The sequence below is a fragment of the Streptomyces sp. NPDC005811 genome, assembly GCF_040630405.1.
GTDB lineage: Bacteria > Actinomycetota > Actinomycetes > Streptomycetales > Streptomycetaceae > Streptomyces.
The window spans coordinates 12838-30876 of sequence record NZ_JBEXXK010000053.1 but is presented as its reverse complement, the minus strand read 5'-3'; the positions used below and the strand labels follow the sequence as shown (position 1 = coordinate 30876).

Annotated in this window: 19 protein-coding genes; 16 read left to right on the top strand and 3 right to left on the bottom strand. The window is 70.1% G+C overall.

What is annotated here, in order from left to right:
- Positions 1-104: 104 nt before the first annotated feature.
- Genes ABZ490_RS40445 through ABZ490_RS40405 form a run of 9 tightly spaced genes read left to right on the top strand, consistent with a single transcriptional unit; the run spans position 105 to position 7101 of the window.
- Positions 105-935, top strand: a complete 831-nt coding sequence (locus ABZ490_RS40445; protein ID WP_359002270.1) for an N-acyl homoserine lactonase family protein — start codon at positions 105-107, stop codon at positions 933-935.
- On the top strand, positions 932-1858 hold the full coding sequence (locus ABZ490_RS40440) for an NAD(P)-dependent oxidoreductase (RefSeq protein ID WP_359002268.1): 927 nt from the start codon (positions 932-934) through the stop codon (positions 1856-1858). The genes ABZ490_RS40445 and ABZ490_RS40440 overlap by 4 nt, the downstream gene beginning before the upstream one ends.
- A complete protein-coding gene (locus ABZ490_RS40435) occupies positions 1858-2256 on the top strand; it encodes a cupin domain-containing protein (RefSeq protein ID WP_359002266.1) in 399 nt (132 codons plus the stop codon). The genes ABZ490_RS40440 and ABZ490_RS40435 overlap by 1 nt, the downstream gene beginning before the upstream one ends.
- Positions 2257-2262: 6 nt before the next feature.
- The gene (gene pcaC, locus ABZ490_RS40430) at positions 2263-2691 is read left to right on the top strand and encodes a 4-carboxymuconolactone decarboxylase (protein WP_359002264.1); all 429 of its coding nucleotides are present in this window, start codon (positions 2263-2265) and stop codon (positions 2689-2691) included.
- Positions 2684-3595: an NAD(P)-dependent oxidoreductase gene (locus ABZ490_RS40425; protein ID WP_359002262.1), complete on the top strand. Its 912-nt coding sequence runs from the start codon at positions 2684-2686 to the stop codon at positions 3593-3595. The genes pcaC and ABZ490_RS40425 overlap by 8 nt, the downstream gene beginning before the upstream one ends.
- A complete protein-coding gene (locus ABZ490_RS40420) occupies positions 3592-4374 on the top strand; it encodes a carboxymuconolactone decarboxylase family protein (RefSeq protein WP_359002260.1) in 783 nt (260 codons plus the stop codon). The genes ABZ490_RS40425 and ABZ490_RS40420 overlap by 4 nt, the downstream gene beginning before the upstream one ends.
- Complete coding sequence (locus ABZ490_RS40415; protein ID WP_359002258.1) at positions 4371-5228, top strand: SDR family oxidoreductase; 858 nt, start codon at positions 4371-4373, stop codon at positions 5226-5228. Before ABZ490_RS40420 ends, ABZ490_RS40415 begins: the two co-directional genes overlap by 4 nt.
- Positions 5225-6322, top strand: a complete 1098-nt coding sequence (locus tag ABZ490_RS40410) for a zinc-binding dehydrogenase (RefSeq protein ID WP_359002256.1) — start codon at positions 5225-5227, stop codon at positions 6320-6322. The genes ABZ490_RS40415 and ABZ490_RS40410 overlap by 4 nt, the downstream gene beginning before the upstream one ends.
- Positions 6323-6333: 11 nt before the next feature.
- Complete coding sequence (locus tag ABZ490_RS40405; RefSeq protein WP_359002254.1) at positions 6334-7101, top strand: GntR family transcriptional regulator; 768 nt, start codon at positions 6334-6336, stop codon at positions 7099-7101.
- Between the two features lie 69 nt (positions 7102-7170).
- On the opposite strand, the gene ABZ490_RS40400 is transcribed toward ABZ490_RS40405, so the two are convergent.
- The gene (locus ABZ490_RS40400; protein WP_359002252.1) at positions 7171-8412 is read right to left on the bottom strand and encodes an acyl-CoA dehydrogenase family protein; all 1242 of its coding nucleotides are present in this window, start codon (positions 8410-8412) and stop codon (positions 7171-7173) included.
- Between the two features lie 196 nt (positions 8413-8608).
- Here ABZ490_RS40400 and ABZ490_RS40395 point away from each other — a divergent pair, with 196 nt between their 5' ends.
- The 7 genes from ABZ490_RS40395 to ABZ490_RS40365 are packed head-to-tail and all read left to right on the top strand — an operon-like array spanning position 8609 to position 15198.
- Positions 8609-9775, top strand: a complete 1167-nt coding sequence (locus ABZ490_RS40395; protein ID WP_359002250.1) for a flavin reductase — start codon at positions 8609-8611, stop codon at positions 9773-9775.
- A 36-nt stretch (positions 9776-9811) separates the two neighbouring features.
- Positions 9812-11053 carry an acyl-CoA dehydrogenase family protein gene (locus tag ABZ490_RS40390; protein ID WP_359002248.1) on the top strand — a complete coding sequence of 414 codons (1242 nt, stop codon included), beginning with the start codon at positions 9812-9814 and terminating at the stop codon, positions 11051-11053.
- 57 nt (positions 11054-11110) lie between these two features.
- Positions 11111-12118: an alpha/beta fold hydrolase gene (locus tag ABZ490_RS40385; protein ID WP_359002246.1), complete on the top strand. Its 1008-nt coding sequence runs from the start codon at positions 11111-11113 to the stop codon at positions 12116-12118.
- On the top strand, positions 12115-13692 hold the full coding sequence (locus ABZ490_RS40380; protein ID WP_359002244.1) for an FAD-binding oxidoreductase: 1578 nt from the start codon (positions 12115-12117) through the stop codon (positions 13690-13692). The genes ABZ490_RS40385 and ABZ490_RS40380 overlap by 4 nt, the downstream gene beginning before the upstream one ends.
- Positions 13689-14528: an SDR family NAD(P)-dependent oxidoreductase gene (locus ABZ490_RS40375; protein WP_359002242.1), complete on the top strand. Its 840-nt coding sequence runs from the start codon at positions 13689-13691 to the stop codon at positions 14526-14528. Before ABZ490_RS40380 ends, ABZ490_RS40375 begins: the two co-directional genes overlap by 4 nt.
- Positions 14528-14971, top strand: a complete 444-nt coding sequence (locus tag ABZ490_RS40370; RefSeq protein WP_359002240.1) for a nuclear transport factor 2 family protein — start codon at positions 14528-14530, stop codon at positions 14969-14971. Before ABZ490_RS40375 ends, ABZ490_RS40370 begins: the two co-directional genes overlap by 1 nt.
- Before the next feature lie 2 nt (positions 14972-14973).
- Positions 14974-15198: a hypothetical protein gene (locus ABZ490_RS40365; protein ID WP_359002238.1), complete on the top strand. Its 225-nt coding sequence runs from the start codon at positions 14974-14976 to the stop codon at positions 15196-15198.
- A 75-nt stretch (positions 15199-15273) separates the two neighbouring features.
- Here the strand turns inward: ABZ490_RS40365 and ABZ490_RS40360 are convergent, their stop codons facing one another.
- The gene (locus ABZ490_RS40360) at positions 15274-16875 is read right to left on the bottom strand and encodes an FAD-binding oxidoreductase (protein WP_359002236.1); all 1602 of its coding nucleotides are present in this window, start codon (positions 16873-16875) and stop codon (positions 15274-15276) included.
- On the bottom strand, positions 16872-17810 hold the full coding sequence (locus tag ABZ490_RS40355; RefSeq protein ID WP_359002234.1) for an NAD(P)H-binding protein: 939 nt from the start codon (positions 17808-17810) through the stop codon (positions 16872-16874). The genes ABZ490_RS40360 and ABZ490_RS40355 overlap by 4 nt, the downstream gene beginning before the upstream one ends.
- Positions 17811-18039: the final 229 nt, after the last annotated feature.

Genomic DNA, 18039 nt, shown 5'->3' with positions numbered 1-18039 from the left:
GGCATGGTCGTCGGGGTGATCGCACCGATCGCCCCCGTTGTCAGGGCGTTTGGTCTGCGCTAACGTGCCGCCCGTACTTTGTCGGACAATAATACGGAGATACCGTGAGTCGATCGCCCACCGACGACACGTACGAAGTCCTCATCGTGCGGTACGCGTCCCGCACGACGACCCGCGGTCTGGTCTTCCTCAACCACCACCTGTACGGCGAACCCGACGGCCCGATCGGGATGGACTACTACGTCTGGGTCGTCCGCAACGAACGGCGCACCATCGTCGTCGACACCGGATACAGCGAGCTCGGCGGGCGCAACCGGGACCGCGGCCACCTCATCCACCCCGGTGAGGCACTGCGGCGCCTGGGCGTCGAGCCGGCCGACTCCACGGTGGTCCTCACGCACGCCCACTACGACCACGCCGGCAACGTGAACCTCTTCCCGGACGCCAAGGTGATCGTGCCGCGTACCGAGTTCGACTTCTGGACCGGCGACTGCGCGCAGCGCTTCCAGTTCCACCACACCGTCGAAGAGACCGAGATCGACCATCTGCGCAGGGTCCACGAGCAGGGCCGCATGGTGTTCCACCGCGGCCACGAGGAGATCGCGCCCGGCGTGGAGCTGATCGAACTCGGCGGCCACTCACCGGGGCAGGCGATCCTCACCGTCAGAACCGACGAGGGGCTCGTCCTGCTCGCCTCCGACGCCACGCACTACTACGAGGAACTGGAACGCGACCTGCCGTTCCTCGTGGTCGCCGACCTGGAGGCGATGTACCGGGGCTTCGACTTCATGAAGCAGGTCATCGCGGACCGCGAGGCGATCCTCGTCCCCGGCCACGACCCGCACGTACTCGACCGGCACCGGCGGCTCGACGGCCCGATGGGGGAGTTCACCGCGGTGATCGGCGCCCCGCGAAACGAAGGAGCAACAGCATGACCAGCGCCCCGACGCCGCCGGTGGGCTTCATCGGACTCGGCAACATGGGCGGCCGGATGGCCCGCCGCCTGGTGGGCGCCGGGCACCAGGTACTCGGACACGACACCCGCCCGGAGAACATCACCGCCTGCGGAGCCACCCCGGCCGCGTCCGTCGCCGAGGTGACCCGGCGATGTGACGTCGTGCTGCTCTCCCTCCCGGAGAGCAAGGTCGTCGAGGCCGTGGTCCTCGGCCAGGAGGGCCTGCTGGCCGGTGCCAGGGAAGGGCAGGCCGTCGTCGACCTGAGCACCTCGGCACCCGACTCCACCGTTCGCCTTCACCGCGCACTCGCCCAGCGTGGCGCCACCCTGCTCGACGCCGGGATCTCCGGCGGCGCGGCGGCGGCCGAGAAAGGCGCCCTCACCCTCATGGTCGGCGGGGACACCGCCACCCTCGACCATGTGCGCCCACTGCTCGACGCCTTCTCCGTCAATGTCTTCCACTGCGGAACGGCAGGCGCGGGCCACACGGCCAAGCTGCTCAACAACTTCCTCAACGCCATCGCCCTGTCCGCCACCGCCGAGGTGATGGTGGCCGGACGCAAGGCGGGACTCGACCTCCAGGTCCTCCTGGACGTGCTCAACACCAGCTCGGGTGTCAACTTCGCGACACAGAACCGTTTCCCGAAGATCATCCACGGTGACTACCTCAAGGGCGGCCTCACCAACGCGCTGATGATGAAGGACGTCCTCGCCTACGTCGACCTCGTCACCGGTCTCGGCGTCGCCAGCCCCAACTCCGCCGCCCCGCTGGCCTCCTTCGGCCTCGCCCTCCAGCTGGGCTACGCGCAGGACATCAGCAACACCGTCGTCGACGCGATCGGCGACGTCTCCGGGCGCGTCCGCGTCCACGGCGGCGCCCACGACGCCGGAAAGGACACGTAGTGAAGCTGATCCACGGAACCACCCAGCACGGAGCAGGCACCAAGACCGGCTCGCAGTTCAGCGGCACGGTGCACGCCTACCTCACCATGCCCGCCACCGACGGCGTGACCATCAACACCGTCAACTTCGCACCGGGCGCCCGCACCTACTGGCACACCCACGAACACGGCCAGATCCTCCAGGTGCTCGCCGGAAGCGGATACGTCGCGACCGAGCAGGACGGCGTCCGTCCTCTGCGGGCCGGCGACACCGTGTGGTGCCCGCCGGGCGAGCGGCACTGGCACGGCGCCGCCCCCGACTCCTTCATGACCCACACGGCCATCTCGCTCGGGGCCACCGCCTGGGCCGAGGAGGTCGCCCCCGAGCAGTACAACCGCCCGCTCACCGCAGAGGACTGAGACATCATGACCGTCGAACCGCTCACCACCGACGTCAGCGCCCGCGACGTCACCCACCACGACACCTATGAGGCGGGCCTCGCCATCCGCAAGGCCGTGCTCGGAGCCGACCACGTCGCCCGGTCGCTGGCCCAGGTCAGCGACTTCGCCCGCCCCATACAGGAACTGGTCACCGAGTACTGCTGGGGCGCCGTGTGGAGCCGCCCCGGCCTCGAACGGCGTACCCGCAGCCTGGTCAACCTCGCCATGCTCACCGCCCTGGGCCGCAACCACGAACTCGCAGTCCACGTCAAGGGAGCCCTCACCAACGGGGCGACCGTCGAGGAGATCCAGGAAGTGCTGCTCCAGACGGCCGTCTACGTCGGCGTCCCGGCGGCACTGGAGTCCTTCCGGGTCGCCGAGCAGGTCCTGAACGAGGCCAAGGGCGATGACTGACCACTCCGAAGCCCTTCCCGCGGTCGCCTTCGTCGGCCTGGGCAACATGGGCGGGCCGATGTCCGCGCGCCTGGTCCGCGCCGGATACCCCGTAACCGGCTGCGACCCCGTGCCACAGGCCCGCGCCGCGCTCGACGGGGCGGGCGGCCGTACCGCGGAGACCGCTGCCGAAGCCGCACGGAACGCCGACGTCGTCGTCCTCATGCTCCCGAGCAGCGGGGTCGTCGAGGCGGTCCTCGGTGACCCCGCCGTCCTGGCGGCACTGGGCGAGGGCAGCACGGTCGTGGACATGAGCTCCTCCGACCCGATGTCCACCCGGCGCCTTGCCGCGAGCCTCGAAGCCCGCGGCGTCACACTCATCGACGCACCCGTCTCCGGCGGCGTCAAAGGTGCGGAGAACGGCAGGCTCACCATCATGGTGGGCGGTGCCGAGGACGAGCTGAAGCGGCTCTCCCCCCTGCTCGCCACCCTGGGCACCGCCCGGCGGGCCGGTGAGGTCGGCGCGGGACACGCCCTCAAGGCCATCAACAACCTGCTCTCCGCCACCCATCTGCTCGCCACGGCCGAGGGCGTCCGCGCCGGTGAGCGGTTCGGGCTCGACCCGGCGGTCATGGTCGAACTGATCAACTCCTCCAGCGGTCGCAGCGGTTCGACCGACAACAAGTTCCCGAACTTCGTGCTCCCCGGCACCTACGACTCCGGCTTCGGCATGAGGCTCATGGTCAAGGACATGCGCATCGCCGTCGGCCTGGCCCGTGAACTCGGTGTGGCCGGCTCCCTCACCGACCACGCCGTGGCCCTCTGGGAACAGGCGCTCGCCACCCTGCCCGACACCGCGGACCACACCGAGATCGCCCGCTGGGCCTACGCGGGCGCCGCCGACCGAGAGCCGGTGACCGGATGAGCACACCGACCCAGGACACACTCCGACTCCGCGAGGCCGTGGTCGAGTTGCACGGTGCCTGGGACGAGCAGTGGCAGGCGGTCCTCGAACTCGCGCCCCACCTCCTCGCCGCCTACGTACGGCTGGCCGGCGTCCCGCAGCGCAAGGGGCACCTCGACCCCAAGACCCGCGAGCTGATCTACCTGGCCGTCGACGCCGCCGCCACCCACATGTACGCACCCGGCGTACGGCGCCACATCCGCCGGGCACTCGAACTCGGTGCCGCGCCGGGCGAGATCACCGAGGTCGTCGAACTCACCACGACCCTGGGCATCCACGCGATGAACATCGGAGTGCCCCTGCTCGCCGAGCTTCTCCAGGAACGCGGCCTGCGCGACGGCCCGGCCGAACTCGACGCCCACCAGCAGGAGCTGAAAGAGCGGTTCACCGAGAACCGCGGCTACTGGCACGAGTTCTGGGACGAGATCCTCGAACTCGACCCCGAGATGTTCGAGGCCTACACCGACTTCTCCTCGGTGTCCTGGGAGCACGGCTCACTGGAGCCCAAGGTCAGGGAGTTCGTCTACACGGCCTTCGACTGTGCCTCCACCCACCTCTACGTCAAGGGGTGGAAGTTGCACATGGACAACGCGCTCGGTTACGGAGCGACCGTCGGCGAGCTGCTCGAAGTCATGGAGATCGCCGCGGTGATGGGCATGCAGAGCGCTCTCCAGGCGCTGCCCGTGCTGCGCGAGGAACAAGCCCGATCCCTGCGACAGACGGGAGCAGAAGGACAATGACACTGCGTGGACTGGCCGGGAGGACGGCCGTCGTCACCGGAGCCGCCGGCGGCCTCGGACGAGCCACCGTGGAGCGGCTCGTTGAGGAGGGCGTGAAGGTCGTCGCCGTCGACCTCGACGAGGCGGCGGCCAAGGAGGTCGCCTCGTCGGCCGGCGGGGACGTCGTCGGCGTCGGGGCGGACGTGACGACCGAGACCGGCGTCGACACCTACATGCGGGCCGCCCTGGACGCCTTCGGACAGGTGGACCTGCACCATCTCAACGCCGGGATCGCCGGATCCCTCGCCGATCTCGTCGACGTGACCGTGGAGGAGTGGGAGCAGGTGATGGCCGTCAACCTGCGCGGCCCCTTCCTCGGCGTACGCGCGGCGTTCCGTCACTACCTGGAGCGCGGCGGCGTCGGCTCGATCGTCGTCACCGCGTCCATCGCCGGACTGCGCGGCAGCAACGACCTGCTCGCGTACACCACGTCCAAGCACGGCACGGTCGGCCTGGTCCACGGCGCCGCCGTGTACGGCGGTCCCATCGGCGTGCGGGTGAACGCCGTGGCGCCCGGCATCGTGCCCACCCCGATCTTCGGCGAGGCCGGGATGGCCGACATGCGCCGCCGCGCGGGCACCTCGCCGCTGCGGCGGGCGGGCCGCCCGGACGAGGTGGCTGCGACGGTCGCCTTCCTGCTCAGCGACGAGTCGAGCTACGTCACCGGCGAGGTCTTCTCCGTCGACGGCGGCGCCAGCGTGCAGAACACCAACCGCAGAGGCGGGGGAGCGGGACTGTGGGACGTCTCGGTGACGGACGAGGCGCTCCTCGCACGCCACCGGGCAGCGGCCGCGGAACAGGAGACGACACGATGAAGACGATGCCGACCATGCGCGCCGCCCTCCTCCGCGGCTTCGAACAGCCCTTGACCGTCGAGGAGGTCGAACTCCTCGACCTCGCCCCGACCCGGGTCCTGGTCCGCACGAAGGCGACCCCGTTCTGCTCCACCGACGTGACCAGCTTCCACGGCCGCCTCGGCAAGGTCCCCCCGACGATCCTCGGCCACGCCGCCGTCGGCGAGGTGATCGAGGTCGGCGGCGAGGTCCGCGGCATCGAGGTCGGACAGCGGGTCGTCGTCCCCGGCACACCCGAGTGCGGCGACTGCTTCTACTGCGCCGCCGGCCACCCCGACCAGTGCGCCGAGCTCTTCGACCTCGGCGGCGTCTACCCGGACGTGGCGCGTACCTCCGACGGTCTGCTGGTGAACGCGGCGGGCTGCGTGGGCGGATACGCCGAGATCATGAGCGTCTCGCGGAACCAGGCCTTCCCCGTGGACACCGACCTGTCCTGGGAGGTGATCTCCCTCCTCGGATGCGGTATCACCACCGGGGTGGGGGCCGTCCTGAACGTCGCCCGGGTCGGGCCGGACGACGCCGTCGCGGTGGTGGGGGCGGGACACGTGGGCCTGTGGGCCGTACAGGCCGCTCGCCTGGCGGGGGCCCGCGAAGTGGTCGTCGTCGAACCCCGGGAGCACCGCCGCGAGGTGGCGCTCGAGGTGGGTGCCACGGTGGCCGTCGCACCCGAGGACGCGCTGGCCGCCGTACGGGACGTGACGCAGGGACGAGGGGCCGACAAGGTCGTCGAGGCAGCCGGCCCCCCGTCCGCCCAGCGGCTGGCCCTCGAACTCTCACGGCGGGCCGGGACAGTGGTGCTCTCCGGCCTGAAGGACGCGTCGGGTGAGGTCTCGTTCTCGCAGATCCCGCTCGCGATCCACAGCCGCCGGGTGCTCAGCACCCAGAACGGCAACGTCCGGATGCGCCGCGACCTCCCCGCCTACATCCGTCTCCTGGAGCGCGGAGCACTCGACCCGGCGCCCCTCATCACCTCCACCTACCGCCTCGACGACATCAACACCGCGCTTCGGCGGTCCGAACGCCTCGAGGACCTCTCGGGCGTGTTCGTCTTCTGAGGAGAGGGACCATGCCAGCGCCAAGGACGGGGGCCACTCCGGCCGCCTCGAAGCCCGCCCCCCCACCCCCGACCGCGAACTCCCTCGCCTCGGCCTGGGCCACCAGCCCCGTCGGCCGCATCGCCGCACCCCTGCGCGAGCAGGTCGTCACGGCGCTGCGCGAGGCGATCCTCGACTTCCGCCTGGAACCGGGCCGGCGGCTCGTCGAACGGGAACTCGTGGAGCAGCTCGACGTCTCCCGCACCACCGTCCGCGAAGCCCTGCGTGAGCTGACCTCCGAAGGCCTGATCAAGGTCGTCCCGCAGAAGGGAGCCGTGGTCGCGGCGCCCACCCACGACGAGGCACGCGATCTCTACGACGTCCGGTGCGCGTTGGAGACCCTGCTCGTGCGCCGGTTCGTCGAGAAGGCTCCACGCTCGAAGGTCCACGCCCTCGAAGCGGCGGCGGAACACTTCGCCGAGGTCGCCTCGCGGGAGAACGTCGAGCCCCGCGAGGTCCTGGAGGCGCGGCGCGCCTTCAACGCCGTACTCCACGACGGCGTCGGCAGCGAGGTGCTCCGGCAGCTCGTGGACGGCGTCCAGGCCAAGGTGCGCGTGCTGGTCGTCAAGGGCATGTCGACGAACCACTCCGAGGTGATCTCGGAGCTGCGTGACATCGTCGCCGCGGTCAGGGAGCGGGACGCGGACACGGCGGTCGAGGTCTACACCAGGCATATGCGACGCGTTGCCGCGAACGCCCTGGAGGGCCTGAAGAGGCTGGAGGGGCACCACAAGGCATGACAGCGCACGGCGCGCGACAGTGCACCGGAGGGGCCGGGAAGAGAACGACTCGGCCCCTCCGGCGCACTGTCAGAACGTCAGCGGCTGGCCGAAGTGGTAGCGCGACACCGACCCGTATGTGACATCCCACTTGGCGGCGATATGCGTCCTGAACATCGCCACGTCCCGGTAGTACTTCTCCAGCGGCGAACCCGTGCGTGCCGAACTGGACCCGGCGGTGGAGAAGGCCAGGTCCACGGCCTGGTTGGCGAGCTGAGCGCCCTGCAGGATGACTCCGCGCAGCCGGGCGTCCTCCTCGGGCGTGAACTCCTGACGGGTGCGCTCCCAGCGCCGGCCCAGCTCGGTGTACTGCCGCATCGCGCCGAGCAGCAGGGTCTCGCCGGCGTCGATCTGGGCGAGCAGCTTGCCGTACCAGCGGTGGAACTCCGGCGACTCGGTGCGCGGCATCATCGGCGGAAAGCTCGTGGGGCGGGCGGTCATCAGCTCGTCGAAGGCGTCGAAGGCGGCCCAGGCCGCCCCGATCTGGGTGGCGACGAGTTCGCAGTTGAAGAAGGCGAGGGTGCGGCCCAGATACATCGGGTTGCCGTGCAGCCGGTATCCGACCGTGCCGTGCTCGCCGAGCGTGTGGTCCTTGAAGTCGTAGACCACGCTGAGGTGTTCGGGCACGAGGGCGTCCTCGACACGGACCGAGTTGGAGCTGGAGGCCCGCATGCCGAGGACGTGGTCGCCGCCCCAGTCGTCGAGGATCTCGTAGTCGCGCCGCGGCACGAGATACGCGCGCAGCCCGAGCGGCTCCTCCCGCTCGGTGAAGGTCGGTGCGACGAGCATGGCATGGGTGCTCCACATCGAGCCCGAGCAGTAGTCCCAGGTGCCGCTGAGCCGGTAGCCGCGCGCGGTGCGGACCGCCCGGCCGCGAGGGATGGTGCGGCCTGGCGCGATGACGTCCTGAGCGAACAGCTCTTCCTGGGCCTGCTCGGAGAAGAAGGACGCGATGTGCCACGCGTGCCCGGCGCCCAGCACGAACGACCACCCGACGCCCGGGTCACCGCGCGAGATCTCCACGGCGACCCGCAGGAAGTCCTCCAGCGGCAGCTCCAGGCCGCCGTACCGCTTCGGCTGGAGCATCCGGTAGAAGCCGGCGTCGAGCAGCTGTTTGTGGATCACCTCCGAGTAGCCGCCGAGCGTTTCGTGCTCCGCCTGCGCGGCCCGCAGGACCGGGCGGAGCCGGGTCGCCACTCCGAGGAGGTGGTCGACTGTGCCCTCCGCCGCAGACGGGGGCGCGGAGTCCGCGGCGTACAGGCTTGCGCTCATCGAGCTCTCCTCTCGACAGGTAACTTTGTATGACGATATTATCGTCGTGCAGAGGATGGCGCCAGATGGAACCGCTCATCAGCGGGATAACCCAGACGGAGGCCCCCGGCCTTCCTCTTTACGTCATTGTGCGATCGTCATACAGTCCCCTCGACGTGCTCGTCGATGTGCCGGGACCTCAGAGGAGTTGGTTGTGATGTCCACGCCGTCCGTCGTCAACCAGTCCGGGCCCAGCCCGGTCACCGCGCGGGAGTTCCGCGACGTCATCGGGCGGTTCGCCACCGGCGTCACCGTCATCACGACGGAGCAGGACGGCACGCGCTACGGCAGCACGGCGAGCGCGGTCAGCTCCCTCACGGACGATCCGCCGATGCTGCTGATCTGCCTCAATCGCAACTCGGCCACCGCCGCGGCCGTCCGCGACAGCGGCTCCTTCGCGGTGAACGTCCTCGCGGAGGACCACGTGGACCTGGCCACCCGGTTCGCCTCCCGCGTCCCGGACAAGTACGACGGTGTGCCCATCGAGACCGCCTCCAACGGCTCACCCCTCCTGGTCGGAGCCATCGCGCACCTCATCTGCCGCGTCGCCGAGCAGGTCGAGGCCGGGACCCACTACGTCTTCCTCGCCCATGTCGATGAGGCGATGTCGTACCCCGGTCATCCGCTCGCCTACTTCCGTGGCCGCTTCGGCCGGATGCAGACCGCGCCCGAGGCCGCCGTCCTGCGCGAGGTCCGCGCCCGTGTCCTCGACGCCGGCAGTGACGTCGAGGAGGTCATCGACACCGGCCGCTGGGCCGAGGAGCTCGGCGTCGACGCGGGACGGGTCCACCGCGCCCTGGTCGCCCTCGCCGACGAGGGGATCGTCCGGCGAAAGGCAGGGGAGTACCTCATCACCCCCGTCCCCGACTCGATCATCGACGAGGTCTACAGGGCCAAGCTCGCCATCGAGACCGGCGTCGCCGAACTGACCGTCGGCAGGGCCGCCGACGGCCGGCTCGCCCGGCTGCGCGAGCTGATGGAGGACACCCTCGGCTTCGTCAAGGACGGCCACTTCACCGACCCCGAGGGCTGGGTCCGGGCCAACGAACGCTTCCACGAGTACATGGTGGAGCTGGCCGGCTCGGCGATCCTCCTCGACACCTACCGCCGGCTCTGCCTGCCGGGACTCAACCTGCGCGCCCTCGACGCGGCGAGCTACGCCTCCAGCTCCCTCCTCGACGACCACCGCAGGCTCGTCGAGGGGTACGAGGCCGGCGACCTGGCGCAGGTCCTGGCCGTCCTCCGCCAGCACGCGCAGCGCCCGCTGGAGATGCGCCGTGAGGACCAGCTGCGCCGCTCCGCCGACACCCACCCCGTCGGCTGACCAGGGCCACGCCCTTCAGGACGCATAGGAGATCAGATGACCACAGTCCACGCCCCCGCCCAGCCCGGCCTCGACGCACCCTCCGAGGAGGAACTCGTCGGACGGGCCCGCGCGATGCGCGAGGAACTCCTGGCCCGCCAGGAGGAGGCGGAGAAGCTGACCCACCTCCCCCCGGACCTGCACGAGCAGTTCCTCGCCCACGGCTTCTACGACATGTTCGTACCGAAGACCTACGGCGGCCTGGAGGTCTCGCCCAGGACGTTCTTCGAGGTCTGCAAGGAACTCGCCCGTGGCGACATGGGCAGCGCCTGGTGCTTCGCACTGGCCGCCAACCACGCTCTGCACGTGGCCTCCTGGTACCCCGAGGAGGTTCAGGACCGGGCCTTCGGCAACCGCGACTTCCGTGCCGCGTCGGTCTCCGCGCCCACGGTCAGGGCGAAGCGGACCGACGGCGGCTATGTCCTCGACGGCGTGGTCGACTACTGCTCCGGCATCCCCCACTCCACCTGGTACCTCGGCCAGTGCATGGTCGAGCAGGAGGAGGGGGCCGCCCCCGTGATGGGCATGTTCCTCGCGCCCCTGGACACCTTCGAGCGGCTGCACAACTGGGGCGAGTCCACCGGCCTCAAGGCCACCGGCTCCGAGAGCATCCGCTTCACCGACGCGTTCGTCGCGGCCGACCTGGTCATCGAGGACGCCAACATGATCGACATCCCGGTGAAGGACGGCACGGTCGGCTCCCGGCTGCACGGCAACCCCATGTACGCCGGGCGTGGCCTGCTGACGTTCACCGTCTCCCTCGCCAGCCTCGCCGTCGGCGGCCTCTACCACGCCCTCGACGAGTTCGAACACCTCATGCGCACCCGCAAGACGCCGCTCCCGCCGGTCCAGCTGCGCCTGCACGACGTGGACTACCAGCGCCACTACGGCGCCGCCTGGACGAAGATCAGGACCGCCGAACTGGCCCTGGACGGCGTCATCGCACAGCACGCCGAGTACTGCCGCGGCACGGTCGACGGCACCCGAGAATACACGTTCATCGACGACTGGAGCCTGTCCTGCGTGGTCCGCGAGATCATCGTCCAGCTCTGGGAGACCCTCCAGCACGATCTGCTGCGCGTCGTCGGCTCCGGATCCATGCGCCGAGGTGAACGCTTCGAGCGCATCTTCCGCGACATGAGCTCGCTGCTCACCCACCGCAACCCGATGCTGCGCGAGCAGGCGTTCCGCAACACCGCCAACCTGCTGCTGGAGATCCCGCCGCCCGACCCCCGCTGACCTCGACTCCCGCACATTCCTTCCCTGTTGGGCCGCTGCGAGACAGGACGACCGAGCATGACCCACACACCACCCCATCTGGACGACCGGATCGAGCCGATCACGATCCGCACCGGCCTCTTCTGGATCCCGGGCGAACAGATACCCACCCCGCACGGCACCCTCCCGCGCGGACCCCTCTACGTCGAGTGGCTGGCCCCCGCCGAGGTCACCCGCCCCCACCCCCTCGTTCTCGTCCACGGGGGCGGCGGCCAGGGCACCGACTGGCTCGGCACCCCCGACGGACGACAGGGCTGGGCCTACGACCTCGTACGCGCCGGGTACGCCGTCTACGTCGTCGACCGCCCCGGGCACGGTCGCTCACCGCACCACCCTGACGGCCTCGGCCCGATCGCCCCGCCGCTCCCGCTGGAGTTCGCGAGCTTCCTGTTCGCGCCCCCGGAAGCCGCCGACGCGCACACCCAGTGGCCCTGGGAGCGCGGATTCGACGGCCCGGAGTTCCAGCAACTCACCTCGGCCATGGGCTTCTTCCTCGCGGACTTCGCCGAGGGGCAGCGCCTGGACGGCGAACGCCTCGCCGCCCTGCTGGACCGCATCGGCCCGGCCGTGCTGGTCACCCACTCCGCGGGCGGTCCCGGCGGCTGGCTCGCCGCGAACCGGCGCCCCGACCTGGTGAAGGCGATCGTCGCGGTCGAACCGATGGGACCTCCTTACGCCGACTTCCCCGGACTCGGCGAGATCACCTACGGCCTCACCTACGCCGAACTCACCACCGAACCGCCCATCGACGCCCCGGAACAGCTCAAGGCCGACCCCGCGGCCCACCGCGTCCCCGGCCTGAGCGGCACCCCGATCGCCGTCGTCACGGGCAGCGCGTCCGGCAGCGCGGCGCAGTCCCCGCCCCTGGTCGACTTCCTGAACACGGTCGGCGCGGACGCCGAACTGCTTCCTCTGGAAGACGCCGGCATCGTCGGCAACGGCCACGGACTGATCCTGGAGGCCAACTCCGCGGAGACGGTCAAGCCGGTCATCACCTGGCTCGACGGGCTGGAGGAGTCCCGATGACGGCTACCGCGAACGAGCGCACCGGCCCGCCGGAGGAGATGGTGCGCCGGCTGACCGAGACCGTGGGCGCAGACGCCGTTCTGCTCTCCGAAGCCGAACGCGACACCTACCGCGACCCCTACTGGTTCCAGGGCGACCGTACCTACGACTCGTCCGCCGTCGTCTTCCCCACCACCACCGAGCAGGTCCGCGAGATCATCCGCATCGCGAACGACCACCGCGTCCCGGTGTGGACGTCCTCGCAGGGCCGCAACAACGGCTACGGCGGCCCCTCGCCCCGCGTCCGCGGCTCCCTCCTGATCAGCTTCCGCCGGATGAACCGGGTCCTGGAGATCAACCGCGAACTGGCGTACGCCGTGGTCGAGCCGGGTGTGCGCTGGTTCGACCTGTACGAGGCGCTGGAGGCCTCCGGCAACGGCGACCTGTGGTGCTCGATCCCCGACCTCGGCTGGGGGAGCGTCATCGGCAACTCCCTCGACAACGGCGTCACCTACGGCCCGAACGGCTCCGACTTCCAGAAACTGTGCGGGATGGAGGTCGTCCTCGCGGACGGCGAGGTGCTGCGCACCGGGATGGGCGCCGTCCCCGACAACCCGTCCTGGCACGTCTACCAGCGCGGCCTCGGCCCCGTCCTCGACCCCCTGTTCATCCAGTCCAACTACGGGGTCGTCACCCGCGCCGGAGTCTGGCTCCAGCGCCGCCCCGAGGCCTACGCCCCGATCTACCTCACCGTCCCCCGAGACGACCAACTCGCCCAGGCCGTGGACATCATCCGCGAACTCCGCCTCGACGGCGTGCTCCGCGGTGTGCCGAACCTGCAGAACACCATCACCATGGCCGCGCAGTTCCCCGAACTGCTCGGAGAGTTCGCGGGCGCGGAGGGCCCGGCGAGCGAAGCGGCTCTGGACGATCTCGCCGCCCGCACGGGCCTCGGACGCTGGGGCCTGCGCACCGCGCTCTGGGGAGACGCCCCGGTCGTCGAACACCACCTGCGGCGCGTCCGCGCGGCCTGGTCGGCCATCGACGGCTCGCGGGTGGACCACCACCGCACCTTCCTGCGCCATGAGTGGGGCGAACTGACCACGTTCATGGAGAAGGTCCAGGCCGGCATCCCCAGCATGGACCTGATGGAGGTCCTCCCGGACTTCGTCGGGCACATCGGCTTCTCACCGGTGGTTCCGCTCACCGGGGGAGAGGTCCGCAAGGTGGTGGACGTCATCCACCGCCTGGTCACCGACCGGGCCGGAACGAACTTCGTCTGCGCGGTCTTCCCCATCAACGACCGCAGCGCCATCGTCGTCAGCAGCATCAGCTTCGACACCCGCGACGAGAAGCAGGTGCGTGCCGCGGTGGACACCGCGAAGACGCTGGTCAGCGAGGTGGGCGCGCTCGGCTACGGCGAGTACCGCGCCCACCTGGACTTCATGGACCTCGCGGCCGACCAGTACTCCTTCAACGACCACGCCTACCGCCGCTTCGTCGAGCGGATCAAGGACGCGGTGGACCCGAACGGCATCCTCTCGCCCGGCCGGCACGGGGTGTGGCCGGCCGCCTACCGCAGGGAGCGCTCATGACCGGGATCAAGGACGTGACCGGCCTCGTCGCGGTCGTCACCGGCGGTGCGTCCGGCATCGGCAGAGGCATCGCGCAGCGGCTGGTGGAGCGCGGCGCGCACGTGGTGATCGCCGATATCGAGCAGGGCCCGCTGGAAGCGACAGCCGAGGAGACCGGAGCGGTCGGGATCCGCACCGACGTCACCGACCCCGCGAGCGTGCGGGCGCTGGCCGGCCAGGTCGTGGAACGGTTCGGAAAGGTGCACCTGGTCTTCAACAACGCCGGGGTCGCCCCCGAATCACGCCTCGCCGACATGACCCTCGCCGACTGGAAGTGGATCCTCGACGTCAACCTCTCCGGCGTCATCCACGGCGTCGACGCCTTCCTGCCCCTGTTGAAGCGGCACGGAGAGCCCGCGTACCTCGTGAACACCTCGTCCATGGGCGGCTTCGTCGCCGACATGCCGGGCCTCGGGGCGTACGCCACCACCAAGTTCGCCATCATGGGTCTCACCGAGGCGCTGTCCCACGAGCTGGAGCGGGAGGGCTCGAACGTGGCGGCGGCGGTGCTCGCACCGGGCACGGTCCGCAGCAACATCGCCCGGAGCCTGCGCACCCGGCCCGGCGGGGCGCGGGGCAGCAGCTTCGTGCAGAACGACATCTCGCAGAACGAGGAGTTGGCCAAGCTGCGCTGGCTCGACCCGACCGAGGTGGGAGACATCGTGCTGGCGGCCCTGGCCCGGGGCGCGACGCACATCGTCACCCATCCCGAGTGGTACCCCATGGTCGCCGGGCGTGCGGCCGGTATCGAGGAGGCGTTCAACAGGGCGGCAACCCTCACCGGGGGAGATCTCTGATGGCAACCGACCCGAAGGACGTCGTCCGGGCGTTCGTCGACGCCCTCAACCGCCAGGACTGGGACCGCGTCGGCCGCATGGCCGCACCGGACTTCAGCTACACGATCATGAGCTGTCACCTGCCCGGTGCGGGGACGCCGATGGACCGGGAGACCATGCTCAAGGTGCTCCCCGGGGCGTTCGCGCTCTTCGACGAGGTCGGCCCACAACTGGAGATCACCCGCCTGGTCGCCGAAGAGGAGTGGGTCGTGGCCGAGGCGGAGGGGAGCGGGTTCTTCCGCGACGGAAGCCCGTACACCAACCGTTACGCCAACGTCTACGAGGTCGTGGGCGACAGGGTGAGAACGATCCGGGAGTACATGGACACGCAGCACATGGCGCACTCGTTCGCCGACGCAGGCATGGTCGGGCGCCCGGGTCACCCACTGCCGGACGGAGGATGACGGTGTCTTCGACCGTGCATGCGCTCGCGGGCCACATCGCCGTGATCGGAGGGCTGGGCACCGTGTCCATGGCCCTGTACAAGGCAGCCTCGCTCCGCGCGGACCTCGAGATGATCCCGGCCACCGCCCTGCCCAGGGTGCGCTGGTGGAGCACCCATGCTTCCGCGGTCCTCACCGTCAGCCTCGCCCTGGCCGTGCTCGGCCTCTCCCTGCTCGCGGCCACTTGAACACCCTCGGAGAGCGGAACAGCAACAGGAAGGCGGTGAGGCCCCGGGCCTCACCGCCTTCCTGTTGTCACCCTCTCAGTCCCGATCGGCGTGGTGGCGGAACCTCTCCGGCCAGATGCCGTGCCGGCCCGGCGACAGGATGCCGTTCGGGTCGACCGCGTCCTTGACGGTCTCGCAGAATCGTCGGTAGGCGTGGTTGTTGAAGGAGTACTGCGCGGAGGCCAGGTCCATGAAGTCGAGGTGGGCGCGGTACTCGCCGTACCCCCGCCGTCCCGCCTCCGCGACCAGCACCTTCACGGCGTCGTACGCCCGACGGCACTGTTCCGCGTCCCGGTAGTCGTAGTTGAGCCCGGTGACGTACAGCGCCGTCCGCTCATTGATGATCAGCAGGCCGCCGGCGACGTTCACCCCGACCTGCTCCCTGACGATCCGGTCGAACAGATCGACGACCTCCCGCACATCCGTCCCGACCAGAGGAACCGCGGGGGAGAAGCCGATGTGCGCGATCCCCTCGGGGATGGCCTCGATCAGGTCGAGACCGGGCAGGCCCGCCTGGCACTTGTCGGGGATCGTGCGGATCTCGTCGTACTCGCCGGGACCGTACGTCCGCTCGAACAGCACCTGCCCGCCGGGGATCGCGCTCCACGCCGCCCGGATCTTCGCCAACTGGTGTTCCACCACGGGGCCGTCGCCCCAGAGGGCTCCCCGGAGTGCCCACCGGCCGAGCCCGGTCGCGTCGGCCATCTCGTCCAGCGTCTCCTCGCTGAAGGCGCCCTCGGCCCCCGCGAAACGGCCCATCACCTCGGGGAACTGGGCCGCCAGTGTGACGGTGTTGTACATGCTCGGCACCCCGCGCAGGGTGCCGTCCAGCCGCAGGCGGCGCATGATGTCGACGGCCTGTTCGAGGTGTTCGTCGCGCGGCACGGTGAGGAAGAACGGCGCGTACGCCTCCGGGCGCGGCATCAGCCAATAGCCCATCCGCGTCACGATGCCGAAGTTGGACTGCACGAACAGTCCGTCGAGGACCGGCCCGAGGCCGCGCTTGTAGGTGTGCCAGGACTTGTTGTCCGGGATGGCGCCCATGCCCGTGCGCAGCAACTCCCCGTTGGCCAGGACCACTTCCATCCCGCAGGGCGCCATGAAGTCGGCGCCGTAGGGCTGGTAGGTGATGCCGCAGTCGAGGGAGTTGCCGATGACGCTGCCCCAGCCGAGGTCGGGGACGGTCACCATCAGGTCCTCGTTGCCGGACTCCTTGAGCGCGTCGTACAGGTCGAACCAGCGCACGCCCGGCTCGACCACGGCGTACGCCAGCTCGCGGTTGATCTCCAGAACCCGGTTCATCCGGGTCAGGCTGACCACGACGGTCGCCTTCAGCCGGGGCGAGGAGCCGCCGTAGCCGTAGTTGCGGCCCTGCGAGGAGGTCCAGATGGGCACCCCGAACTCGTTCGCGATCCGGACCACCGCCTGCACCTCCTCGGTGCTGCGGGGGAGAAGCACGGCGGCGGGGTCGTAGGTGTCGTCGTCGCGGTGCCAGTACTTGTCGCGGTACTGCTCGTGGAAGCGGCCCTCGTCGAGTACCACGCCGTCCTCGCCGAGCACGTCGGTGAAACGCCGCAGGGCCTTCTCGCTGAGGTAACCGCCGTCGCCGACGGTGGCCGTCTGCGTGTCGACGCTCATCGCGTGGCCTCCTCGACGGCGCCGGCGGGCGTCCAGGTCGCCGCCGCTTCCTCCAGTACCGATCGCATCGAGCGGGGCTCCCGTCCGGCCAGGGTCCGTACCGCGTCGCTCAGGGACGCCATGTGCCCGAGCCGGATCGCGCGGCTGAACGACACCATGTCGTCGCTGTTCCAGGGGATCGGTGAGGAGGCGATGGCCTCGGGGTCGTACTCCCGGGGCACGCCCAGGGAGTCGAACACGGCGTACTGCTCTTCGTCGCTGATCGGCAGGTACGTCACGTCCACGCCGCTGATCTCGGCGACCAGCGCACAGACCTGACGGTACGTCAACTGCTCCGGGCCGGTGATCTCGTAGGCGCGGTCGTCCTCGCCCCGGCCGAGCAGTGCTCCCACGGCGGCGGCCGCGCAGTCGTCCCGGGACACGAAGCCGACCGTGCCCTCGCCCCAGGCGCCGACCATCTGCCCCAGGGCGACCGCGCCGGGGGCGATGAAGTAGGCGACCGCCTGCGCGTACTGGGAGTCGCGCAGTGCGTTCCAGCGCAGGCCCGAGTCCCGCAGCATGGCCTCCGTCGCGCGGTGCTCGACGCAGACCACGGCGTCGTTCTCCTCGATGCCGGCACCGACGATCGAGGTGTAGGCGAGGTACCGGACACCCGCGCGCCGGGCCGCGTCGATGGCTGTGCGGTGGAAGCCGATCCGCGAGCCGACCTGGGCGGTGGACACGAGCAGCATCCGCTCCGCCCCGTCGAACGCGGCCTCCAGGCTGTCGGGTTCGGCGAAGTCGGCGTAACGGACATGGACGCCGCGGTCGGCGAACGCCTTGAGGCCGGCTGGCGCCCGCGTCGTCAGGACGACCTGGTCGGCGGGAACCGACTCCAGCAGCAACTCCGCTGCGGTCTGGGCCAGCCCTCCGCCGGCACCGGTGATGAGGTACACGCGTGCTCCTTGCGCTCGCCGCCCCGGCCCGCCCGGGTGTCGGTGTCGGCACACCGTACTCTTTGTATGACGAGACGACAATCGTGCGTCAGGGCTTTCGCGAGGGCGGGCCTTTCCGGAATTTCCTGGTAATCCACCTCTGGACGCCGGTTTCGCCGCACGCTACGGTCCTCCTCGCAGAGAATAGATTGTATGACCAGACGACAATCATACGTTCTGGGGTCCCTTC